Below are 18,850 nucleotides of genomic sequence, written 5' to 3' on the forward strand. Positions count from 1 at the left end.
CTTTGTTCATGGGTGAGCGTACTGGCTTACCACCAGCCTTCAAGTTGCAGGCCAACGGTCATGCCATGGTTGGCATTGCCAAACACGCCATTGGGGGAAAGCGTTGCCACCGCTGGATCCGTGGAACCGATAGCGGCATCGCGTGCCGCATCATTCCAGCGCGCATAGGTGCAAAAAAGACGCAGCTCGGGGCGCGCCCAGAAGTTGCTGGCCACCGCCCAGGTTGGCGCGATGGTGAGCTTGGTCAGCGAGCGGGTGGCTTCACCTGCAGGCTGAACCCAGTCTTGCCCCAGCTCTGCCTGCATCTTGAAGTGCTGTGATACGCCGTAGGTGACACGGCCGCCAGCAGAGGTCCAGGTCTGACGGCTGTCGCGGCTTTCATCGCGCTGATATACCGCGGTCAGCATGCCGCCTACGCGGTCGGTGAGCTGTGCGTAGATACTTTCGACGATACGTGCCCGCCGAACATCATTACCGCTATCCAGTGACCCGGTGCCGCCCAGTCCGATGCCGGGGCCTACTCCGTATTGCAGCGCCAGCTTGTTGACGCCATCTCCGAGAATACGCTGCTGACGATGTTGTACCGTGACAGCCCAGCCCGTATCTCCCGTGCCGGAATAACCACTCTTGGGCAGATAGCTGAGCCCAAGTTCCAGCTCGCCATTCGGATTCACGGCTATGCCACGCAACTGAACGTCATACCGGGTGGCTTTGGTGGTCTGATCCTGATTGTCATCGCGAAAGATGGCGTAACTCAGCTTCAGCGTATCGCCTATGCCGATCTGGTCTACCCCGGCTCCCAGCCCTTGCGGATTCCAGTAGAAGAAGTCGGTGACATGCACATCCTCGCGTTTGTAATAACGTCGCCCCGCCCAAAAGCTGCCGCCATTTAGCGCGGGCAGCTTGTTCCATGCGAGATAAGCCTGGGCAAAGCGCATGGTGGTTTCGCGGTCAGGCTGCATGCGTTCATCCGCCATCGATTGATAGCCGCTGACCATGACATAGCCTTTGACTTCCGAGCCATCGTCAAACTGCTGGAACTGCTGCCCCACGCGAAACTCGCCGTAGACCTCACACTCATTGCCCATGCGGTACTTGGATCCCGCGCCAGCCAGCTTGAAACAGGCGGCCGAGCCTTGCCCGCTGTTGCTTCCCGCCAGGGCGCGGATATAGCCGTATAACTCTGCTGCCTGGATATTCAGGCAAAGACATCCCAGCATGGCTGGCAAGAGCCATTTCATGACTGCTTTCATGGTGTTATCTCCCGGCGAGTGGTCTTTTGGTCAGCATCAGCAAGCTGGTGGTCACGATGGCCCCAGCGCTTATCGCCGCCGCGTAGAGCAGCAGGTGATTGACCGCATTGGGAATCGCCAATACGAAGATGCCGCCATGCGGTGCATGCAACTCACAGCCAAAATACATGGAAAGCGCACCGGTCACGGCCGCCCCCGCCACGCACGGTGGGATAACGCGCAGCGGATCTTTGGCCGCAAACGGAATGGCGCCTTCGGTAATGAAGGCAATCCCGAGCACGGCGGCGGCTTTGCCCGCAATCTGCTCGTCGGCGGTGAAGCGTTTTTTGCTGAGCATGGTGGCCAGGCCCAGCCCCAGCGGCGGAATCATCCCTGCCGCCATCACCGCTGCCATGGGCAGAAAGGAGTTGCTCGCCAGCAGTCCGACGCCAAAGGTATAGGCAGCCTTGTTAATGGGGCCGCCCATGTCGATCGCCATCATGCCGCCCAGTATCAATCCCAGCATCAGCGCATTCGCGGTTCCCATGTTCTGAAGTGCCTGGGTCAGGCCATCCATCAAGGCTTTGGCCGGTGCGCCGATCACATAGATCATCAGCAGGCCCACAATCAGCGTGGAAAGCAGCGGGATTACCAGCACGGGTTTCAGCCCTTCAAAGCTGACCGGCAGGGTGATGTACTGGCGTAACCAGCGCGCGACATAACCGGCGGCGAAGCCGGCCACAATGCCACCGAGAAAACCGGCCTGTAACTGGCTGGCCAGCATGCCGCCGATCAGGCCGGGTGCGAGGCCGGGGCGGTCAGCGATGGAGAAGGCAATAAATCCGGCCAGCACCGGGATCATCAGTGCGAATGCGGCGCCACCGCCAATATCCATCAGTGCTGCCGCCAGCGTGCCTTTTTCTTTAAATGCCTCAATGCCGAACACAAACGACAGCGCAATGATCAGCCCGCCTGCCACCACCAGCGGCAACATATAGGAAACGCCCGTGAGCAAATGCTTATAGGGGCCGTCACTCTTGGCCGCCGAAGCGGCTGCTGGGCTATGGGCGGGGGTGCCAGCGGCGAGTGGCTGGGCTTGCCAGGCCTCCTGCATGACCTTGTCGGTTTCCTTCAGCGCGCGCCCGACCGATGTCTTGTAGACGGCTTTGCCACTAAAGCGGGCGGTATCCACATGCGTATCGGCCCCGATTACCACCACATCGGCCTCTGCGATTTCTTCGGCCGTCAGCAGGTTTTTTGCCCCGACCGAGCCTTGGGTTTCTACGCGGATATCGCAATCATGAGCGGCCGCCCATTTTTTGAGGGCTTCTGCCGCCATGAAGGTATGCGCAATGCCAGTGGGGCAAGCGGTAATGGCGACGATTTTTTTGCGTACATTGGCGGCAGGAGTTTCTGCGACGGCATCCGCTGGGGACAGGCTTTTGATTCCGGCCAGCGCCAGTGCTGCTGCGATCACATCCTGTGTATGCCGGATCGCTTCGCTAGTGCTGGTGGTGTAGATGATTTTGCCGCTGAAGCGGGACATATCCAGATGAATATCCGCCGCGATAATAACGACATCTGCCGCTGCAATGACATCGTCCGTCAGCGCTGGTGTTGACCCTGTGGCTCCCAGCGATTCCGTGCTGATCGTGTGCCCCATGGTAGACGCGGTTTTCTTCAGGGCTTCTGCGGCCATGTAAGTGTGGGCGATACCGGTAGGGCAGGCCGTGACGGCAATGAGATTTGCCATAATGATCTCCTCTCCTCATTAAGTTGTTATCGCTTCAGGGGATTTCCCGAAGCGTGACTTGTCGTACATGGGATTTGATGATGGCCGCTGCGGGCAAGCGTGGCCCGAGCTCGGCGAGCGTGCCTACTGCGCTGGCGGTGGCCAGCCTGGCGCAATCCGCCATGAGCATGTTGCGCTGGGTTGATGCAATCAAACCTGCCACCATGGCGTCGCCTGCGCCCACGGTGCTTTTCACGACAGTGGCGGGTAAGTGCGCCAGCAAACATTGCTTGCTATCGGCGAAAATGGCGCCTTGCTCACCCATGGATACCACCACTTTTTCAATGCCACCTGCGATCAGCTCGCGCGCGGCGCTGACCACGGCTTTTTCTGAGGTCAGGGGTTTACCCAGCAACTCTTCAAGCTCAACAATATTTGGTTTGAGTACATGGGGCTTGGCCGCCAGACTCGCTGCCAGGGCAGGGCCGCTGGTATCCAGCAGAACTTTTTTTCCGGCATGCTTCAACTTCAGGATGAGATCATGGTAAAAGTCCACCGGAACGCCATCTGGCAGGCTGCCCGAGAGTACAAACCATGCGTGATGCGCAATCAGCGATTCCAGCTTGCTGTTCAATAGCTGCATATCACTGGCGCGGACCACCGGGCCGGGGAAATTGACATCGGTGATGCGATGCTGCTTGTCATCGATGATCTTGATGTTGACCCGGGTTTTGCCGGGCAGCCGCACAAACGCATCGCTAATGGATTTTTGCAGGAACATCCCTTCAAACATGCTGCTGTTTTCAATGCCAAGCAGGCCACATGCCGTGCTGGCAACGCCCAGGTCTGCCAGAAAGCACGAAACATTGACGCCTTTTCCACCAGGGTCAGACTGCTCGCTTTCCACCCGGTTGACTTCCCCGGCCTGAAAGCCGGGGATGATCAGGCTCTGATCAATCGCCGGATTCAGCGTCAGGGTGACCACATTGGGCTGGTTTTTCATACAAATATCCTTAACTATTCAGAGGGCACGCACTTCAGCGGCGGTTTTGCAGCGCAATGCGGTTTGCGCCAGCTGCTGGTTGTCCCGGCTGCTGAGCTTGCGCAAGCGGGCCTTGATGGATGAGACGCTGGAAATGCTGACGCTGAGTTCGGAGACGCCCAGGCCGCTCAGGATGGCGGCGCCCTTGGGGTCGCCAGCAATGCCACCACACACGCCCACCCAGATGCCTGCCTCGCGAGCCGCTTTGACCGTGAGGTCTATCATGCGTAACACGGCCGGGTGCAAGGCATCTGCCTGCCGCGCCAGATGGGGATGCATGCGATCCATCGCCAGCACATACTGGGTAAGGTCGTTGGTGCCGATGGAGAAAAAATTCACGTGCCGCGCCAGCTCTGGCGCCATCATTACGGCGGATGGCACTTCTATCATGATGCCGAACTCCACGTTGGGCGCGTGCAATTCCTTGCGCACTTCTTCTGCTATTTCCTTGGCGGCCAGCAGTTCTTCAATGGAGGCAATCATGGGGAACATGATGCGGATGGGCCCGGTATTGGTCGCCCGGTAAATGGCGCGCAGCTGCGTACGAAACAGCTCGGGCTTGGCAAGGCACAGCCGGATGCCGCGCATGCCAAGAAATGGATTTTGCTCTGGCGGCAGCTGCAGATAAGGCGCTTCCTTGTCGCCACCGATATCCAGTGTGCGGATGATGAGGGGCAGGCCATTCAGTGAGCGCGTCATGGCGTGATAGGTGGCAAATTGCTCATCTTCCGTGGGCGGTGCATCGCGATGCAGGAATAAAAATTCAGTACGCAACAGCCCGATGCCTTCCGCGCCAGCCTGGATCGCCAGTTCCACTTCCTGTGCCGAGCCGGCATTGGCCACGACCTCAATGCGCTGACCATCGGTGGTAAAGGCGGGCTGGTAACAGGCGAGGGCTTCCATGTGGCGGATGGCTTGCCGTTGCTGACGCGATTTTTCTGCGCGCTCAATATCCTCAGCAACTGGCGAGATATAGCATTTGCCATTGTCGCCATCCAGAATGCATAGCGCGCCTTCGGGCAAGGTGAGTACAGTGTCGCCCGCACTGACGACGGCGGGAATGTCCAGCGAGCGGGCGATAATCGCTGTATGGGCTGTGGGGCCGCCAGCCGCGGTGAGTATGCCCAGCACGCGGGTAGGGTCTAGCTTGGCGGTGTCGGATGGAGAGAGGTCTTCTGCCACCAGTATCACGGGGGTATCGGGCATGCAGGAGGCCTGGTCCTTGGCATGGGCGAGCAGGCGCAGTACCCGGCTGCCAACATCCCGCAGATCGGCAGCCCGTTCTCTCAGCAAGGCATCTTGCAGGCTTTCGACTTCGGCAGCTTTTTGCTGGACGCTGAGATTCCAGGCCCAGCCCGCACTATGGCCAAGGTGGATGGTGCGTATGGCTTCGGCCAGCAGGTCGGGTTCGCCCAGCAGTTCCTGATGCGCCAAGAAAATGGCGGCCTGCTTGGCGCCACTGCGCGCGTTCACTTCTTCATGCAAGGCCTGAAGCTGCCGCATACCGGTGGCGATTGCCTGCTTCAGTCGCTCGGTTTCATGCTGTGGGTCGTCTGCCATGGCAGCAAACTCCAGCGTTTCGGGGTGGAAACGATGCAGGGGAGCGATGGCAATGCCAGGTGATGCAGCAATGCCAGTGATTGCGGGGGTGGTTAGTTCCAGTACCGGTGTGGCATGGGCGGCCTGGCTGTCTTGCTCCGTGAGTTCTTCTTCGTCTTCAAGGCCATTGCGCACGGCTTCGGCCAGAGCTGCTACGGCACGGGTTTCGTCCTTGCCCTGCGCCATGATACGTAATGTGGATTGCGTCTCGGCCCCCAGTTTTAGCAGGGCAAGCATGCTCTTGCCATTGGCGACTTTGCTGCCGCAGCGTACCCGTATGTCGCACTCAAATTGGCGTGCAATATCCACAAAGGCAGTGGCTGGCCTGGCATGCATCCCGGCTTTACCTCTCAGCACCACATCCTCATGGCAGGCAAAATCATCTGGCAGCGGCTCGTCGCTGGCCGCTGCGCTGCCCAGGGTCAGGCGCTGGATGATGTGCATGGGATCAGTGGTATTCGCCAGATGCTGGATGGCGGCGACATCGTCCAGGATATGCGTGAGATTGGCGAGCAATTCAATATGCTCATCCGAGCGCGCCGCGATGCCTATCACCAGATACACGGTTTCGCCGGTATTCCACTCCAGCCCCTGTGGAAATTGGGCGATGGCGATGCCAGTCTCGTGGATTAGCTCCCTGTCGCTCGCGAGCCCGTGCGGAATGGCAATGCCGTTACCCAGATAGGTGTTGGAAACCTGTTCCCGTTGCAGCATGCTCTGGATATAGGCTGGCTGCATATTGCCATTGCCCACCAATAGTTGCCCCACCACCGAAATGGCTTCGGCTTTGCTGTTTGCAACGGCATTGAGCTGAATGCTCTGTGTTTCTAACTGAATCATGACGCTCTCCTCAGGTATTCGTTCTGCATGTTCCCTTGGTAGTCGGGATTTCTTGTGCGATGCAAATAAGGGCTAAATGCCTTCCGCAAACAGCAACTCGATATTGGCTGCCTGCGCCGATGCCACGCCCTGTGCCGAGAGGCCGTGATCCACCACCCAATGGGAGACCTCGCCAAAGGGGACGATGTGTGCATAGGATGGATTTCCCCATTTGGAACTGTCAGCCAGGGCACATACGTGCTGGCTACGATCAATGACGGCACGCTTGATCACCGCTTCCACATGGTTGGAATTGCTCCAGCCCATCGCTTGATCCACGCCTACTGCTGCCATGAAGAAAAGATCGATATTCAGCGCCTTGATCTGGGCCAGTGCCGTGGGGCCGACCGTGCTCAGGGCATTCTGATAGACATCGCCGCCGATCAATTGCAGGCTGTAAGGGGTTTGCCCCGCCAGCTCTGTGGCGATGGTGATGCCGTGAGTGATGATGGTGAGATCGGTGAGGTGTGGCACGCCATTGCGAATGGCACGCGCCAGTTCCAGCGTGGTGGTGCCTGCATCGATGTAGATGGTCTGGCCGCTTTTCAGCATTCTGGTCGCGGCCAAGCCGATAATCTGTTTCTGCAACTGATCGTGCTGAAGGCGCTGGGAATACTGAACATCGCTATTGAGCAGCACCGCTCCGCCGTGAACGCGTTTAAGCAATCCGCGTTTTTCCAGGGTATGCAGATCACGGCGTACCGTGATTTCAGCAAGATTGAACTGCTCGGCCAACTGTGCGGTGCGGCACTGGCCGCGTGCCCGCAGGGCGGAGATGATCAGTTCCAGGCGATGCTCGGCGAGGTGTTTTGTCATGTCATTCTCGTGGGTTACATGAAAATTCAGCCAGACATAATTTCGATGTCCTTGCTCTGTGAACCTATTAAAACAGATAAAAGATCATTTATCAAACAAAAACGAACAAAAACGAACATTTTGTGATGTGGAAAAGAACAGGCGGGCATAAAGACCTGTATTTAATGGGTTTTTATCATGCGCGATTTACACGTAGGAGGGGGTACGCGACTTGGTGTGTTAATGACAGGATGGGGATAGGCAAAGACGGGCAAGATTGCCCATGGCTAAAAATAGAAGGCTAATGGGGACAGTGAAAGAAAGTCGCACAATGTGTGCTAGACCTGGCCCTGATTATTTGAATTGCATAACGTTTGAAATCAGGGGCGTCGTTAGGCGCCCCGATTGATTGCTGGGTTGGAGTAAGTTATTTAAGCTCTAATTTGAAACTACCTACGGGAGAGTGAGAAATTTGATAGGTATTTCGAAACTCACCGTACACTGATCCTTGAGCTATAGTAGCTTCAGTCGTGGAAAGTAGTTCGACATCAGTTGTGGAAATTATCAAAAACTTATCAAGATCAGAGTTCACTTTAAATTCGCCTTCCAAACGATTATTTTCTCCAAATGAATCTGCATGATGAAAAGTAAATACATCAGGAGATATGGTCCTTATAATATTCATTTTATTATCTAAAATTTGAACTGTTGGTTTAAACACATAGCCATTTTTAAAATAATGTTGGCCGCCTCGAATAAAGTAGCTTCTGAGTATTAAGGTTTTATTTCCATCAATTTGTTTTAAGTTGATGGCTTTATAAAAACTCTTTCCTGTACTGAAATTATAGGATCCACTAGTTTTATCTATTCTAAAAGTCTCAGGTTTTTTAAATTGAAAAGTTTCAAAGGTCATATCTGAAATTTTATTGCAACATATTTTAGAATAACTTAAGTCACTATTTACGCTATCAATTGAGGCTTCGGGCGCTGGCCCTAAACCTGCACATGAACATAATATGAAAGAGACTGTGAGTAGATATTTTTTCATGTTTTCTGGTTAAATATTGTTAACGATTAATACAAGGGGCGCGCTTTAGCGTGCTGCTTGTAGGCCGTAAGGCCAAACGAACTTGATGGACGTGTTGCCTTGACTTTGTCTGGAACCGACGTACTAGTTTTAAGCAAGTCCGATTGCAAGGTTACCTGATTTCGTTAGTTGGTTGCTATTGGGTTGCTACGTTTTTTTGCTGGTGGTGTAGGGCGGCGAACTTGGTTGGTGGCATAAGCTTGCGGCTGCTGTGCGGCCTGACCTCGTTGTAATACTTTTGCCAGTCTGTGATGGGTACTATGCCTTCTAGCAGTATCTCAAACCAACGATCATTCAGATCAACGAGTAGGCGATTACGCAACTTAGCTTGCCGATGACAAGACGGTGATGGGAGCGCCGGGCCAGATTATTTAGGCTAAGGATAGAACACGAATGGGGGTCCCCTGATGTGCCAGCACATCAGGGGCGGTATTGCGTCTAGCGGTGGCCTTCTTTGGCCATATTAATGGAGTACTTGGGGATTTCGACGACCAGATCTTCTTTACCGACAATGGCCTGGCAGGAAAGACGCGAATTGGGTTCCAGGCCCCAGGCTTTATCCAGCAGGTCTTCTTCTTTTTCTTCAGGGGCATTCAGCGATTTATAGCCCTCGCGCACGATCACGTGGCAGGTGGTGCAGGCGCATACCTTGTCGCATGCGTGATCAATATCAATGTCCTGCTCCAGCAGGTTATCGCATACCGACATGCCGGGCTTGGCGTCAAAGGCGGCGCCATCCGGGCATAGCTCCTGATGGGGTAATACGATGATTTGCGGCATATCAGATTTCCAGTGAGTTAAGGTTTTGACCGGCAAACGCCTGCTTGACCGACGCGTCCATGCGGCGGGCGGCAAAGGTTTCGGTGGCATGATTCAAGGCATCGACGGCCCGGGTGATGGCATGGCTGTCGTCTTGCGAAATCAATGTTTGCAAGGCCTGCATTTCCTCCTCGATGGCGGCGCGCTCTTCCGAGCTCAATAGCGTATCCCCATCCTGCTGCAGTGCGGCCGTAATGGCTTCGAGCAGGCGTTGGGCATCCACCTGGGCTTCGCGCAGGGCACGAGCCTGTTTATCGCTTTCGGCGGCGGCAAACGAGGATTGCAGCATGCCGGTGATGGTGTCTTCGCTCAAGCCATAAGAGGGTTTGACGACAATGTGCGATTCAACGCCGCTGGTTTGTTCGCGAGCAGTGACGGAGAGCAGGCCGTCGGCATCCACCTGAAAGGTCACGCGAATGCGGGCGGCACCGGCTGCCATGGGCGGAATCCCGCGCAATTCAAAGCGGGCCAGGGAACGACAGTCGCTCACCAGTTCACGCTCGCCTTGCACCACGTGAATGCTCATCGCGGTTTGACCATCCTTGAAGGTGGTGAAATCCTGTGCGCGGGCGACAGGCAGGGTGGAATTGCGTGGAATGACTTTTTCCACCAGGCCGCCCATGGTTTCGAGCCCTAGCGACAGGGGAATCACATCCAGCAGCAAGAGGTCATCATCACTGCGATTCCCTGCCAGTACATTGGCCTGAATGGCGGCACCGAGGGCGACGACTTTATCGGGATCCAGATTGGTCAGCGGCTCCTGACCGAAGTATTCGGCGACCGCCTGGCGTATGTGCGGCATGCGTGTGGCGCCGCCCACCATGACCACACCCTTGATGTCTTCCAGCGTCAAACCAGCATCGCGCATGGCTTTGCGCGTGGGGTTCAGTGTTTTGGTGACAAGGTGGGACGTCAGCTCAACAAATTCCTCGGCGGTGAGATGCAGGTTAATGACATCGCCATTGCTCAGCACACTGGTAATTTGCACTTCATGATGTTCAGTCAGCCATTCTTTGACTTCGCGCGCCTTGGTTAGCAGCAGGCGCGTGTCTTCGGCATTGAGCGGTGGCAGCTTGGCCTGTTCGAGTATCCAGCAGAAAATGCGGCGGTCAAAATCATCACCACCCAGTGCAGAATCGCCATTGGTGGCAAGTACTTCAAATACACCTTTGGACAGGCGCAGGATGGAGACATCAAACGTGCCGCCGCCCAGGTCATAAATGATGTAAACCCCTTCAGAGCCGTTATCCAGCCCATAGGCGACGGCGGCAGCGGTGGGTTCATTCAGCAGGCGCAACACAGTGATGCCCGCGAGTCGCGCGGCATCCTTGGTGGCCTGGCGTTGGGCATCATCAAAATAGGCTGGCACGGTAATGACGGCGCCGGTGAGTTCGCCACCCAGGGCTTTTTCCGCGCGCAAGCGCAAGGCTTTGAGGATTTCTGCGGAAACTTCCACCGGGCTTTTGATGCCAGCGCGGGTTTCAATCTGCACCATGCCGGGGGCGTCAATAAAGCGGTAAGGAATATGCGCCTGATCGGCGAGGTCGTTCAAGCCACGGCCCATAAAGCGCTTGACGGAAACAATGGTGTTTTGCGGATCACGGCTCTGCTGTGCCTGGGCGGCATAGCCCACTTCAATGGCGCCATCGGCCAGATAACGCACCACGGATGGCAGCAGCGCATGGCCTTTTTCATCATGCAGGACGGTACTCATGCCGCTGCGTACGGTGGCGACAAGTGAGTTGGTGGTGCCGAGGTCTATGCCCACTGCCAGCCGGTGCTGGTGAGGGGCCGCGCTCATGCCCGGTTCTGCAATTTGTAATAAGGCCATAAGGTGATGAGTTCCTGATTTGTATGTAGCGTGTTTTACGCTTCCAGTTTTTCCATGCTCTGCAGGATATCTTCACGCAGTTTATCGACAAAGCTGAGCTTGCGAACCGAGCCGGCGGCGGCCGTTAATTCTGCCGATTCTGCGCCCAGTTGCTGCTCTAGGTCTTGCTGTAATGATTTGGCGGCCGCCTGGATGTCCTTTAACAGGTTATCCAGCGCATCCAGGTCTTTTGCATCGCGTGCTTCCTCAATTGCCTCGCGCCACTCCATCTGTTGCATCAGAAAATCAGTCGGCATGGCGGTATTGTTCTCTTCATCGGTGTGTACACCTTGCAATTCCAGCAAATACCTGGCGCGCGCTGTGGGATTTTTTAGCGTGCGGTAAGCTTCATTGGCCGAAGTTGCCCATTGCATGGAGCGCAGCTTCTCGGTGCTGCTCGCCGCGGCAAACTTGTCAGGATGCACTTCGCTTTGCAGCTGGCGGTAGCGCTGATCAAGCAGGGCGGTATCAATGGCAAAGGCGGCAGGCAAGCCGAACAGGGCAAAGTGGTTTGTGCTGGAATCTTGCATGATGGAAAGAGGGCTGGAGCAGGCGATAATGTATGCTAAGGCTCCCTGATGGGAGCCTTAGGCATCAAATGGTAAAGCTCTCCCCGCAACCACATTCGTCCTTGACGTTGGGGTTGTTGAATTTAAAGCCTTCGTTCAGGCCTTCCTTGGTGAAATCCAGCTCGGTGCCGTCGATGTAGACCAGGCTTTTCGGGTCCACAATCACCTTCACGCCGTGGCTTTCAAAGGCCATGTCTTCCGGGTTGAGGTCATCGACGAACTCCAGGGTGTAAGCCATGCCGGAACAGCCGGTGGTCTTTACACCAAGGCGCAGGCCTATGCCCTTGCCGCGATTGGACAAGAATTTCTGTACGCGGCTGGCCGCAGTTTCAGTCAGGGTAATTGCCATGGTACGTCCCTTATGCGGCTTCCTGGGTATTGCCCTGCTTGGCCTTGAGGTCGGCTACTGCGGCACGGATGGCGTCTTCTGCCAGTACCGAGCAGTGGATCTTGACCGGGGGCAATGCCAGTTCTTCGGCGATGTCCGAGTTCTTGATTTCCATGACTTGATCCAGGGTTTTGCCCTTGATCCATTCGGTGACCAGCGAGCTGGAAGCAATGGCAGAACCGCAGCCATAGGTCTTGAATTTGGCGTCTTCAATAACACCTGCCTCATTGACCTTGATCTGCAGCTTCATCACGTCGCCACAGGCCGGGGCACCCACCATGCCAGTGCCCACGCTAGGGTCGTTCTTGTCCAGGGTACCCACGTTACGTGGATTCTCGTAGTGATCCAATACTTTGTCTGAATATGCCATTTTGTTGCTCCTTTTAGTCACACAGCGAAAAATGCAGCCTGCGTTCAGGCTTCATCCTTCACGTATTAATGGGCTGCCCATTCCACCTTGCTTAAATCCACGCCTTCAAGGTGCATTTCCCATAATGGAGAAAGCTCGCGCAGCTTGCCAATCTTGCTTTTCATCAGGTTGATCGTGTAGTCGACCTCTTCTTCGGTCGTAAAACGGCCAATGGAGAAACGAATCGAGCTATGTGCCAGCTCATCCGAGCGGCCCAGGGCACGCAGTACATACGATGGCTCCAGACTGGCAGAGGTACAAGCCGAACCACTGGAAACCGCGATATCCTTGACCGCCATGATCAGCGATTCGCCTTCAACAAAATTGAAGCTGATGTTGAGGTTGTGCGGTACGCGCTGCTTCATGTCACCATTGACATACACTTCATCAATTTCTTGCAGACCGGTCAGCAGGCGATCGCGCAGACGGCGAATGCGGGCGTTTTCCAGGTCCATTTCTTCGCGTGCGATGCGGAAAGCTTCGCCCATGCCCACAATCTGGTGGGTAGCCAAGGTGCCGGAGCGCAGGCCGCGTTCGTGACCACCACCGTGCATCTGGGCTTCCAGGCGTACGCGGGGTTTGCGGCGCACATACAGGGCACCAATGCCTTTGGGGCCATAGGTCTTGTGGGCCGAGAAGCTCATCAGGTCTACCGGCAGCTTTTCAAGGTCGATATGTACCTTGCCCGTGGCTTGTGCAGCATCCACGTGAAAAATAATGCCTTGTTCGCGGCAGATATTGCCCAGTGCTTCAATATCCTGAATCACGCCGATTTCGTTGTTGACCAGCATGACGGAGGCCAGCACGGTATCCGGGCGCAGCGCTGCGCGGAATTTTTCAATATCCACCAGGCCATTGGGCTCAGGTGCCAGATAGGTGGCTTCAAAGCCTACACGTTCCAGTTCGCGCACGGCATCCAGCACGGCTTTGTGCTCGGTCTGAATGGTGACAATGTGCTTACCCTTGCCGCTGTAGAAGTTGGCGGCACCCTTGATCGCCAGGTTGTTGGACTCGGTAGCGCCAGAGGTCCAGACGATCTCGCGTGGATCGGCATTCACCAGCTTGGCGACTTCTTCACGTGCATTTTCCACGGCTTTTTCAGCGGTCCAGCCAAACGGATGGCTGCGCGATGCCGGATTGCCGAAATGCTCGGTCAGGAACGGAATCATCTTTTCCGCCACGCGCGGGTCAGTCGGCGTAGTAGCCGAGTAGTCCAGGTAAATCGGGGTATGTACAGTCATCTTCTTCCTCACACTGCAATCGCAGTTAATTTTCTTAAACGTTGTAGCTCACCCTTGAGCGTGAGCAAAAATGCGTCCACTTCCTGCATGGTATTCGTGTAGCCCAGGCTGACCCGCACAGAGCCGCGCGCCAGATCCGGGTTTACATCCATGGCCAGTAATACGTGGCTGGGCTCGGTACTGTCGCTGGAGCAGGCGGAGCCACTGGCAACGGCGAATCCCTGACGGTCCAGTGCCATGACCAGGGTTTCGCCTTCAATGCCTGCAAAGGCAAAGAAGCTGGTGTTCGGCAAGCGCGGTGCATGCGCTCCAAAAATAACGGCACCCAGTTCGCTCAAGCCTTGTTCGAGCCGTGCCCGCAGTTTTTCCATATGTTCGCGACGAGGAGCAAGGCCGCTAGCGCTCAACTCGGCCGCCATACCAAATCCGACGAGGGCAGCCAGGTTTTCACTGCCACTGCGCAGCCCTTTTTCTTGTCCGCCACCATAAATCAGCGGACGGATATCCACACGCTTGTCCAGAATCAACGCCCCCGCGCCTTGCGGGCCGTGAATCTTGTGCGATGAAAGCGTCATCGCATGCACATTCAGTTCGGCAAAGTCGACTGGGATTTTGCCCAAGGCCTGCACGGCATCGGTGTGCATCCAGGCCTTATGCTTTCGCGCGATCTCTGCCAGCTCACTAATCGGCTGTATAACGCCAGTTTCGTTATTGGCCAGCATCACGGAGACCAGTCCCACCGGCTTGCCAGCTTCGGCGATGGCAGTCTCAAGCGCTGAGGGCTGGATCAAACCATTGTTATCAGCGGCGATCAAACCTGTTTTGATGCCTTGCCATTGCAAGGCATGGGCTGGTCGACTGATGGCGGGATGCTCAATGGCGCTGATCAGCACCTGTTCCACGCCATTCGCAGCAGCAATGCCATGCATCGCCAGATTGTCCGCCTCGGTGCCACTGCCGGTAAATACTACTTGCGAGGGATATGCCCCGACAGCAGCGGCTACTTGTTCTCTTGCCTGTTCAATTGCCTGGCGGGCGGTACGGCCCGCACTATGGCGGCTGGTGGCATTGCCCGACTGCTCGGCCATAAAGGGCAGCATGCGCTCAAGCACCCGGCTGTCGAGGCGGGTAGTCCCGTTATGATCAAAGTAAGTCGCGATTTGCATGCTGCGATCCGTCTCAGGCAGTCATGACTTCCACTGCGGATGAGGACTTGATGCTCTTCTTGGCATCAATTCGGCTCGAAATGGTAATGGCGCGCTCATCCGATTGCGATGCCACCAGATCTTCCAATGACACAGCAGAAAGGTAGTCCAGAATTTTGGCATTCAAGGTCGACCACAGTTCATGCGTCATGCATGGCTTTTCGCCACGGCAGTTTTTATGGCCGCCGCACTGGGTAGCGTCAATCAACTCGTCGGCTGCCGCAATGATGTTGGCGACGGAGATTTCACCTGGTTTTTTTGCAATCAGATAACCACCACCTGGACCACGCACACTGGTGACCAAGCCGCTACGACGTAGACGGCTGAAAAGTTGCTCGAGATAAGAGAGCGAAATATTTTGCCGTTCACTGATGCCCGCCAAGGTGACGGGGCGATTTTCTTCAGCCATCGCCAAGTCGAGCATGGCGGTGACGGCAAAACGTCCTTTGGTCGTTAATCGCATGAGTTAATCCTAGAGTGTTCTGGTTGAGTAATTGGCGCTGAAAGCCAGTCGTGGCGTGCCTTCTGAGGCTGCGAGCGGACTCTCTAAACAGGCCTAAACTTTATAATACCCTAACACTTTAGTCAACTATTTTGTTGAGATAGTTCACATCAAATGCCTTGCCCACTTCGGCGTCTGTTTCTACGTCCGCGCCGAGTTTTGCCAGCTGTTGCATCACCTCTTGCAGCTGCTGATCCTGCTTGGCGGCATGGTCCAGCAAAGCGTGGATGGCCTTGATCATGGGGTCATTCATATTGTCGCTGACGGCATAGGCAGAGAAGCCGATTTTGGCGGCCATGTCATCGCGCTGGCGGTGTTTTTCCTGGTCATCCAGAATGCGGGCAGGAATGCCGACGGCAGTGGCGTTCGGCGGTACATCTTTAACTACCACGGCGTTGGAGCCAATCTTGGCTTCTGCCCCTATGGTAATGGGGCCCAGCACTTTGGCGCCCGCGCCAATGACGACACCACGTTCCAGTGTGGGGTGACGCTTGCCTTTATTCCATGAGGTGCCGCCCAGCGTCACGCCATGATAAAGGGTGCAGTCATCGCCGATGACCGCGGTTTCGCCAATGACGACGCCCATGCCGTGATCAATAAACACGCGGCGGCCAATTTGCGCACCTGGGTGAATTTCAATGCCGGTAAACCAGCGGGCAAGGTGGGAGCTGAAACGGGCCAGCCAGTAAAACCGTTGCTTCCAGATCCAGTGCGACAGGCGATGCATGATCAGCGCATGCACGCCTGGGTAGGTGGTGAGAATTTCCCAGCGCGTGCGTGCCGCCGGGTCACGCTCGAATACAACGGCGATGTCTTCTTTGAATCTATCCAGCATGGTGTATGTCCGTCATGGTGCTTTATTCCTCAGGGGGGCGTGGGTGCTGAGTCAGGGTCAGTATCCCGCGCAAAATATTGACTTCCTCTTTCTCCAGCGCAGTTCTTGCATACATCCGGCGCAGGCGCTGCATGAGACGCCGGGGCGAGTGCGGGTTGAGAAAGCCAATCTCCGTTAATGTTTGTTCCAGGTGGCGATAAAACATCTCCACTTCGTCATTGGTGGCTGGTGTTGCTTTCAGGCCGGCATGGGGCAGGGGTTGCTGCTCGTCCAGCAAGGCCATGCGGACTTCATAGCACATCACCTGCACGGCAGCGGCCAGATTGAGCGACCAGTAGCCGGGGTCTGTCGGTATCATCGCCAGCAACTGGCAGCGATCCAGCTCTGCGTTAGACAGCCCGCTCATTTCGGTGCCAAACACCAGGGCGATCTTGCTATCCTGATCTGCGGACTGCAGCAATAACTCGCGGGCTTCGGTCGCAGCTTCCCGCACGCTGACCAAGCGGTGGGAGAGCTGGCGTTTGCGCGCACTTAATCCAATCGCCAGGGTGCATCCCGTCAGTGCTTCTTCCAATGTGGAGCAAACCTGCGCGTTTTCAAGGATATCGACGGCACCGCATGCCAGCGCATTGGCTTCGTTGTCGGGGAATTTTTCAGGATTGACCAGTTTCAGGTCATGCAGGCCCATCACTTTCATGGCGCGTGCTGTGGAGCCAATATTGCCCGGATGACTGGGTTGGCAAAGCACGACGCGAAAGCGGGAAAGTAAATGAAGTTTGGAAGTCATGGAGTTACACATTAAAATGCTATTTTAACAGTTCTTTAAAAAGTGCATTTGTGTAGTTTCTGCACAAGGCCATCCCATTGGAAACGATCTAAATACTATGCATCCTATACTTATCAATGCCGTTAAAGCCGCTCGCCGCGCTGGCGGGATCATCACCCGCGCATCTCAGGATGTGGGCTCGCTCAAGGTGCGCAGCAAGACCTACAATGACTTCGTGAGCGAAGTTGACCACGCTGCCGAGGCCGCCATTCTCGATGTGCTGAAAGATGCATACCCTACGCATGGCTTTATTGGGGAAGAAACTGGCAATGACAATATTGATGCCGAGAATGTCTGGATCATTGATCCGCTGGATGGCACCACCAACTTTTTACATGGCTTTCCACAGTATTCCATTTCAATTGCGCTGATGCAGCAAGGTCAACTGACCCAGGCTGTGGTCTACGATCCTAACCGTAATGACCTGTTTACCGCTACCCGTGGTCGTGGTGCTTTCCTTAACGACAAGCGTATCCGTGTAAGCAACCGCGCCAAGTTGCAGGAGTCTATTATTGGCACAGGCTTCCCATTCCGTGACTTTAGTCATCTGGATACTTATATGGGCATGTTCAAGGATATGGTGCGCAAAACCTCTGGCCTGCGTCGTCCGGGTTCGGCTGCATTGGATCTCGCTTACGTTGCTGCTGGGTATTTTGATGGTTTCTGGGAAATCGGCCTCTCCAAGTGGGATATTGCCGCGGGTGCGCTGCTGATTCAGGAGGCCGGTGGTATTGTGGGTGACTTTGAAGGCAATGAGAGCTGGATTGAGTCTGGCAATATTGTCGCCGGTAACCCGAAAGTGTTTTCGCAAATGCTGCAAACGCTTGCCCCGCATCTGACCGATAGTCTGCGTAGCAAGCCGGTTTAACAGGTAAAGTTAAGTCAAGAAATGTAAATTCCCACTGAAAAAAGTTAATAAATCAATGTAAATCAACGTATTAGATGGTGTTAGTTCTTTCGGACTATTGAGTGCTTGATCCATTCAGCATTTAATGGGCACCAGTGAGAAGGCATTATTGATTGTCAACTTTTTAATTCGGGGGAATATCATGACTTTAGGTTACAAAAAACTGTTTGCTTCTTTGGTTCTGGCTGGTGTGGCTGGTCTGTCTTCAATGAGCGCAAGTGCTGGTACTTTCGCAGCAACTGCAACTTCAGAAGGCTACTCTATCGATTACACTGCCACTACTGGTGCTTTTAAGGATTACTGGTCTTTTGACGTTGTAGCTCCTACGACTATTTCGGCATCTGTTTCCGGCACTTCCTCATCTGCTTTTTCTTTCACTTCATTCAACTTGGTAGAATGGGTTGTTGATAAGTACGTTCTGGTTGCCGCAGGTAATGTAGGCAATCTGACTGCCAAGATCAGCTTTGGTGGTGTTGAAGCGGATGATCTGGGTGGCAAATACTTCCTGGAAGTTATTGGTACCGGCAAGGGCGGCTACAGCGGCACTATCAGCGTCTCTGCTGTTCCAGAAGCTGAAACATACGTAATGATGCTGGCTGGTGTTGGCCTGATGGGCTTTGTTGCTCGTCGTCGCAAGACTGCTTACTCAGCTGCATAATTGCTAGCTGTTTAAGTTGTAAAAAACCCCGCAGATGCGGGGTTTTTTTTGCCTGCATTTTCTGGTGCTGGCAAACATCATGCGAGTCTCAGTGCAATTTCTTTCTTAGCAGGTTGTATTGCTGTGGTTAGTCTATGAGGCTTGAGTTCACTAAGTCCACAAGGGGTATGGTCTTGGAGGGCTATATGGGGCTTTGTAAAGATTACGTCTCATGAGAAGACGTTGATAAGAAGGGGGAGTTTGGAATAATGATGG

19 protein-coding genes are annotated in these 18,850 nt (G+C 55.0%); 2 read left to right on the forward strand and 17 right to left on the reverse strand.

Annotation, left to right across the window (positions count from 1 at the left end):
* Positions 1–26: 26 nt before the first annotated feature.
* The 17 genes from ACWWD9_RS04990 to ACWWD9_RS05070 all read right to left on the reverse strand — a co-directional run bounded on the left by ACWWD9_RS04990 (position 27) and on the right by ACWWD9_RS05070 (position 16,991).
* The gene (locus tag ACWWD9_RS04990) at positions 27–1,253 is read right to left on the reverse strand and encodes a carbohydrate porin (protein WP_455867917.1); all 1,227 of its coding nucleotides are present in this window, start codon (positions 1,251–1,253) and stop codon (positions 27–29) included.
* Positions 1,254–1,257: 4 nt separating this feature from the next.
* Positions 1,258–2,985 carry a PTS fructose-like transporter subunit IIB gene (locus ACWWD9_RS04995; RefSeq protein WP_455867918.1) on the reverse strand — a complete coding sequence of 576 codons (1,728 nt, stop codon included), beginning with the start codon at positions 2,983–2,985 and terminating at the stop codon, positions 1,258–1,260.
* Between the two features lie 34 nt (positions 2,986–3,019).
* The gene (gene pfkB / locus ACWWD9_RS05000) at positions 3,020–3,967 is read right to left on the reverse strand and encodes a 1-phosphofructokinase (protein ID WP_455867919.1); all 948 of its coding nucleotides are present in this window, start codon (positions 3,965–3,967) and stop codon (positions 3,020–3,022) included.
* An 18-nt stretch (positions 3,968–3,985) separates the two neighbouring features.
* Positions 3,986–6,445: a phosphoenolpyruvate--protein phosphotransferase gene (ptsP, locus tag ACWWD9_RS05005; protein ID WP_455867920.1), complete on the reverse strand. Its 2,460-nt coding sequence runs from the start codon at positions 6,443–6,445 to the stop codon at positions 3,986–3,988.
* A gap of 72 nt (positions 6,446–6,517) precedes the next feature.
* Complete coding sequence (locus tag ACWWD9_RS05010) at positions 6,518–7,300, reverse strand: DeoR/GlpR family DNA-binding transcription regulator (protein WP_455867921.1); 783 nt, start codon at positions 7,298–7,300, stop codon at positions 6,518–6,520.
* 406 nt (positions 7,301–7,706) lie between these two features.
* Positions 7,707–8,327 (reverse strand): MalM family protein, encoded by a 621-nt coding sequence (locus ACWWD9_RS05015; RefSeq protein ID WP_083801063.1) that lies wholly within the window; start codon positions 8,325–8,327, stop codon positions 7,707–7,709.
* A 175-nt stretch (positions 8,328–8,502) separates the two neighbouring features.
* Positions 8,503–8,688: an integrase core domain-containing protein gene (locus ACWWD9_RS05020; protein WP_369750485.1), complete on the reverse strand. Its 186-nt coding sequence runs from the start codon at positions 8,686–8,688 to the stop codon at positions 8,503–8,505.
* Between the two features lie 116 nt (positions 8,689–8,804).
* The gene (gene fdx / locus ACWWD9_RS05025) at positions 8,805–9,146 is read right to left on the reverse strand and encodes an ISC system 2Fe-2S type ferredoxin (RefSeq protein ID WP_013442631.1); all 342 of its coding nucleotides are present in this window, start codon (positions 9,144–9,146) and stop codon (positions 8,805–8,807) included.
* A gap of 1 nt (position 9,147) precedes the next feature.
* Positions 9,148–11,016 carry a Fe-S protein assembly chaperone HscA gene (hscA, locus tag ACWWD9_RS05030; protein WP_455867922.1) on the reverse strand — a complete coding sequence of 623 codons (1,869 nt, stop codon included), beginning with the start codon at positions 11,014–11,016 and terminating at the stop codon, positions 9,148–9,150.
* A gap of 35 nt (positions 11,017–11,051) precedes the next feature.
* The gene (hscB, locus tag ACWWD9_RS05035) at positions 11,052–11,585 is read right to left on the reverse strand and encodes a Fe-S protein assembly co-chaperone HscB (RefSeq protein ID WP_013442629.1); all 534 of its coding nucleotides are present in this window, start codon (positions 11,583–11,585) and stop codon (positions 11,052–11,054) included.
* Positions 11,586–11,649: 64 nt separating this feature from the next.
* Positions 11,650–11,973, reverse strand: a complete 324-nt coding sequence (gene iscA / locus ACWWD9_RS05040; RefSeq protein ID WP_013442628.1) for an iron-sulfur cluster assembly protein IscA — start codon at positions 11,971–11,973, stop codon at positions 11,650–11,652.
* Between the two features lie 10 nt (positions 11,974–11,983).
* On the reverse strand, positions 11,984–12,382 hold the full coding sequence (iscU, locus tag ACWWD9_RS05045; protein ID WP_013442627.1) for a Fe-S cluster assembly scaffold IscU: 399 nt from the start codon (positions 12,380–12,382) through the stop codon (positions 11,984–11,986).
* Between the two features lie 65 nt (positions 12,383–12,447).
* Positions 12,448–13,662 carry an IscS subfamily cysteine desulfurase gene (locus ACWWD9_RS05050; protein WP_013442626.1) on the reverse strand — a complete coding sequence of 405 codons (1,215 nt, stop codon included), beginning with the start codon at positions 13,660–13,662 and terminating at the stop codon, positions 12,448–12,450.
* Between the two features lie 8 nt (positions 13,663–13,670).
* Positions 13,671–14,828 (reverse strand): cysteine desulfurase family protein, encoded by a 1,158-nt coding sequence (locus tag ACWWD9_RS05055; RefSeq protein WP_455867923.1) that lies wholly within the window; start codon positions 14,826–14,828, stop codon positions 13,671–13,673.
* A 13-nt stretch (positions 14,829–14,841) separates the two neighbouring features.
* The gene (locus tag ACWWD9_RS05060) at positions 14,842–15,330 is read right to left on the reverse strand and encodes an Rrf2 family transcriptional regulator (RefSeq protein WP_013442624.1); all 489 of its coding nucleotides are present in this window, start codon (positions 15,328–15,330) and stop codon (positions 14,842–14,844) included.
* A gap of 118 nt (positions 15,331–15,448) precedes the next feature.
* Positions 15,449–16,204: a serine O-acetyltransferase gene (cysE, locus tag ACWWD9_RS05065; RefSeq protein WP_013442623.1), complete on the reverse strand. Its 756-nt coding sequence runs from the start codon at positions 16,202–16,204 to the stop codon at positions 15,449–15,451.
* Positions 16,205–16,226: 22 nt separating this feature from the next.
* The gene (locus ACWWD9_RS05070; RefSeq protein WP_455867924.1) at positions 16,227–16,991 is read right to left on the reverse strand and encodes an RNA methyltransferase; all 765 of its coding nucleotides are present in this window, start codon (positions 16,989–16,991) and stop codon (positions 16,227–16,229) included.
* Between the two features lie 97 nt (positions 16,992–17,088).
* Between ACWWD9_RS05070 and ACWWD9_RS05075 the strand changes: the two genes are divergently transcribed.
* Together ACWWD9_RS05075 and ACWWD9_RS05080 are read left to right on the forward strand one after the other, a co-directional pair.
* Positions 17,089–17,898, forward strand: coding sequence for an inositol monophosphatase family protein (locus ACWWD9_RS05075; RefSeq protein WP_013442621.1), 810 nt, complete (start codon positions 17,089–17,091; stop codon positions 17,896–17,898).
* Between the two features lie 124 nt (positions 17,899–18,022).
* The gene (locus ACWWD9_RS05080) at positions 18,023–18,595 is read left to right on the forward strand and encodes an FxDxF family PEP-CTERM protein (protein WP_013442620.1); all 573 of its coding nucleotides are present in this window, start codon (positions 18,023–18,025) and stop codon (positions 18,593–18,595) included.
* Positions 18,596–18,850 lie beyond the last annotated feature (255 nt).

It is taken from the genome of Methylovorus sp. SPW-M1, assembly GCF_053848825.1.

Coding starts and splice junctions, on each gene's coding strand:
- ACWWD9_RS04990 (WP_455867917.1), bottom strand. CDS start 1,253: ATGAAAGCAGTCATGAAATGGCTCTTGCCAGCCATGCTGGGATGTCTT.
- ACWWD9_RS04995 (WP_455867918.1), bottom strand. CDS start 2,985: ATGGCAAATCTCATTGCCGTCACGGCCTGCCCTACCGGTATCGCCCAC.
- pfkB (WP_455867919.1), bottom strand. CDS start 3,967: ATGAAAAACCAGCCCAATGTGGTCACCCTGACGCTGAATCCGGCGATT.
- ptsP (WP_455867920.1), bottom strand. CDS start 6,445: ATGATTCAGTTAGAAACACAGAGCATTCAGCTCAATGCCGTTGCAAAC.
- ACWWD9_RS05010 (WP_455867921.1), bottom strand. CDS start 7,300: ATGACAAAACACCTCGCCGAGCATCGCCTGGAACTGATCATCTCCGCC.
- ACWWD9_RS05015 (WP_083801063.1), bottom strand. CDS start 8,327: ATGAAAAAATATCTACTCACAGTCTCTTTCATATTATGTTCATGTGCA.
- fdx (WP_013442631.1), bottom strand. CDS start 9,146: ATGCCGCAAATCATCGTATTACCCCATCAGGAGCTATGCCCGGATGGC.
- hscA (WP_455867922.1), bottom strand. CDS start 11,016: ATGGCCTTATTACAAATTGCAGAACCGGGCATGAGCGCGGCCCCTCAC.
- hscB (WP_013442629.1), bottom strand. CDS start 11,585: ATGCAAGATTCCAGCACAAACCACTTTGCCCTGTTCGGCTTGCCTGCC.
- iscA (WP_013442628.1), bottom strand. CDS start 11,973: ATGGCAATTACCCTGACTGAAACTGCGGCCAGCCGCGTACAGAAATTC.
- iscU (WP_013442627.1), bottom strand. CDS start 12,382: ATGGCATATTCAGACAAAGTATTGGATCACTACGAGAATCCACGTAAC.
- ACWWD9_RS05050 (WP_013442626.1), bottom strand. CDS start 13,662: ATGACTGTACATACCCCGATTTACCTGGACTACTCGGCTACTACGCCG.
- ACWWD9_RS05055 (WP_455867923.1), bottom strand. CDS start 14,828: ATGCAAATCGCGACTTACTTTGATCATAACGGGACTACCCGCCTCGAC.
- ACWWD9_RS05060 (WP_013442624.1), bottom strand. CDS start 15,330: ATGCGATTAACGACCAAAGGACGTTTTGCCGTCACCGCCATGCTCGAC.
- cysE (WP_013442623.1), bottom strand. CDS start 16,204: ATGCTGGATAGATTCAAAGAAGACATCGCCGTTGTATTCGAGCGTGAC.
- ACWWD9_RS05070 (WP_455867924.1), bottom strand. CDS start 16,991: ATGACTTCCAAACTTCATTTACTTTCCCGCTTTCGCGTCGTGCTTTGC.
- ACWWD9_RS05075 (WP_013442621.1), top strand. CDS start 17,089: ATGCATCCTATACTTATCAATGCCGTTAAAGCCGCTCGCCGCGCTGGC.
- ACWWD9_RS05080 (WP_013442620.1), top strand. CDS start 18,023: ATGGGCACCAGTGAGAAGGCATTATTGATTGTCAACTTTTTAATTCGG.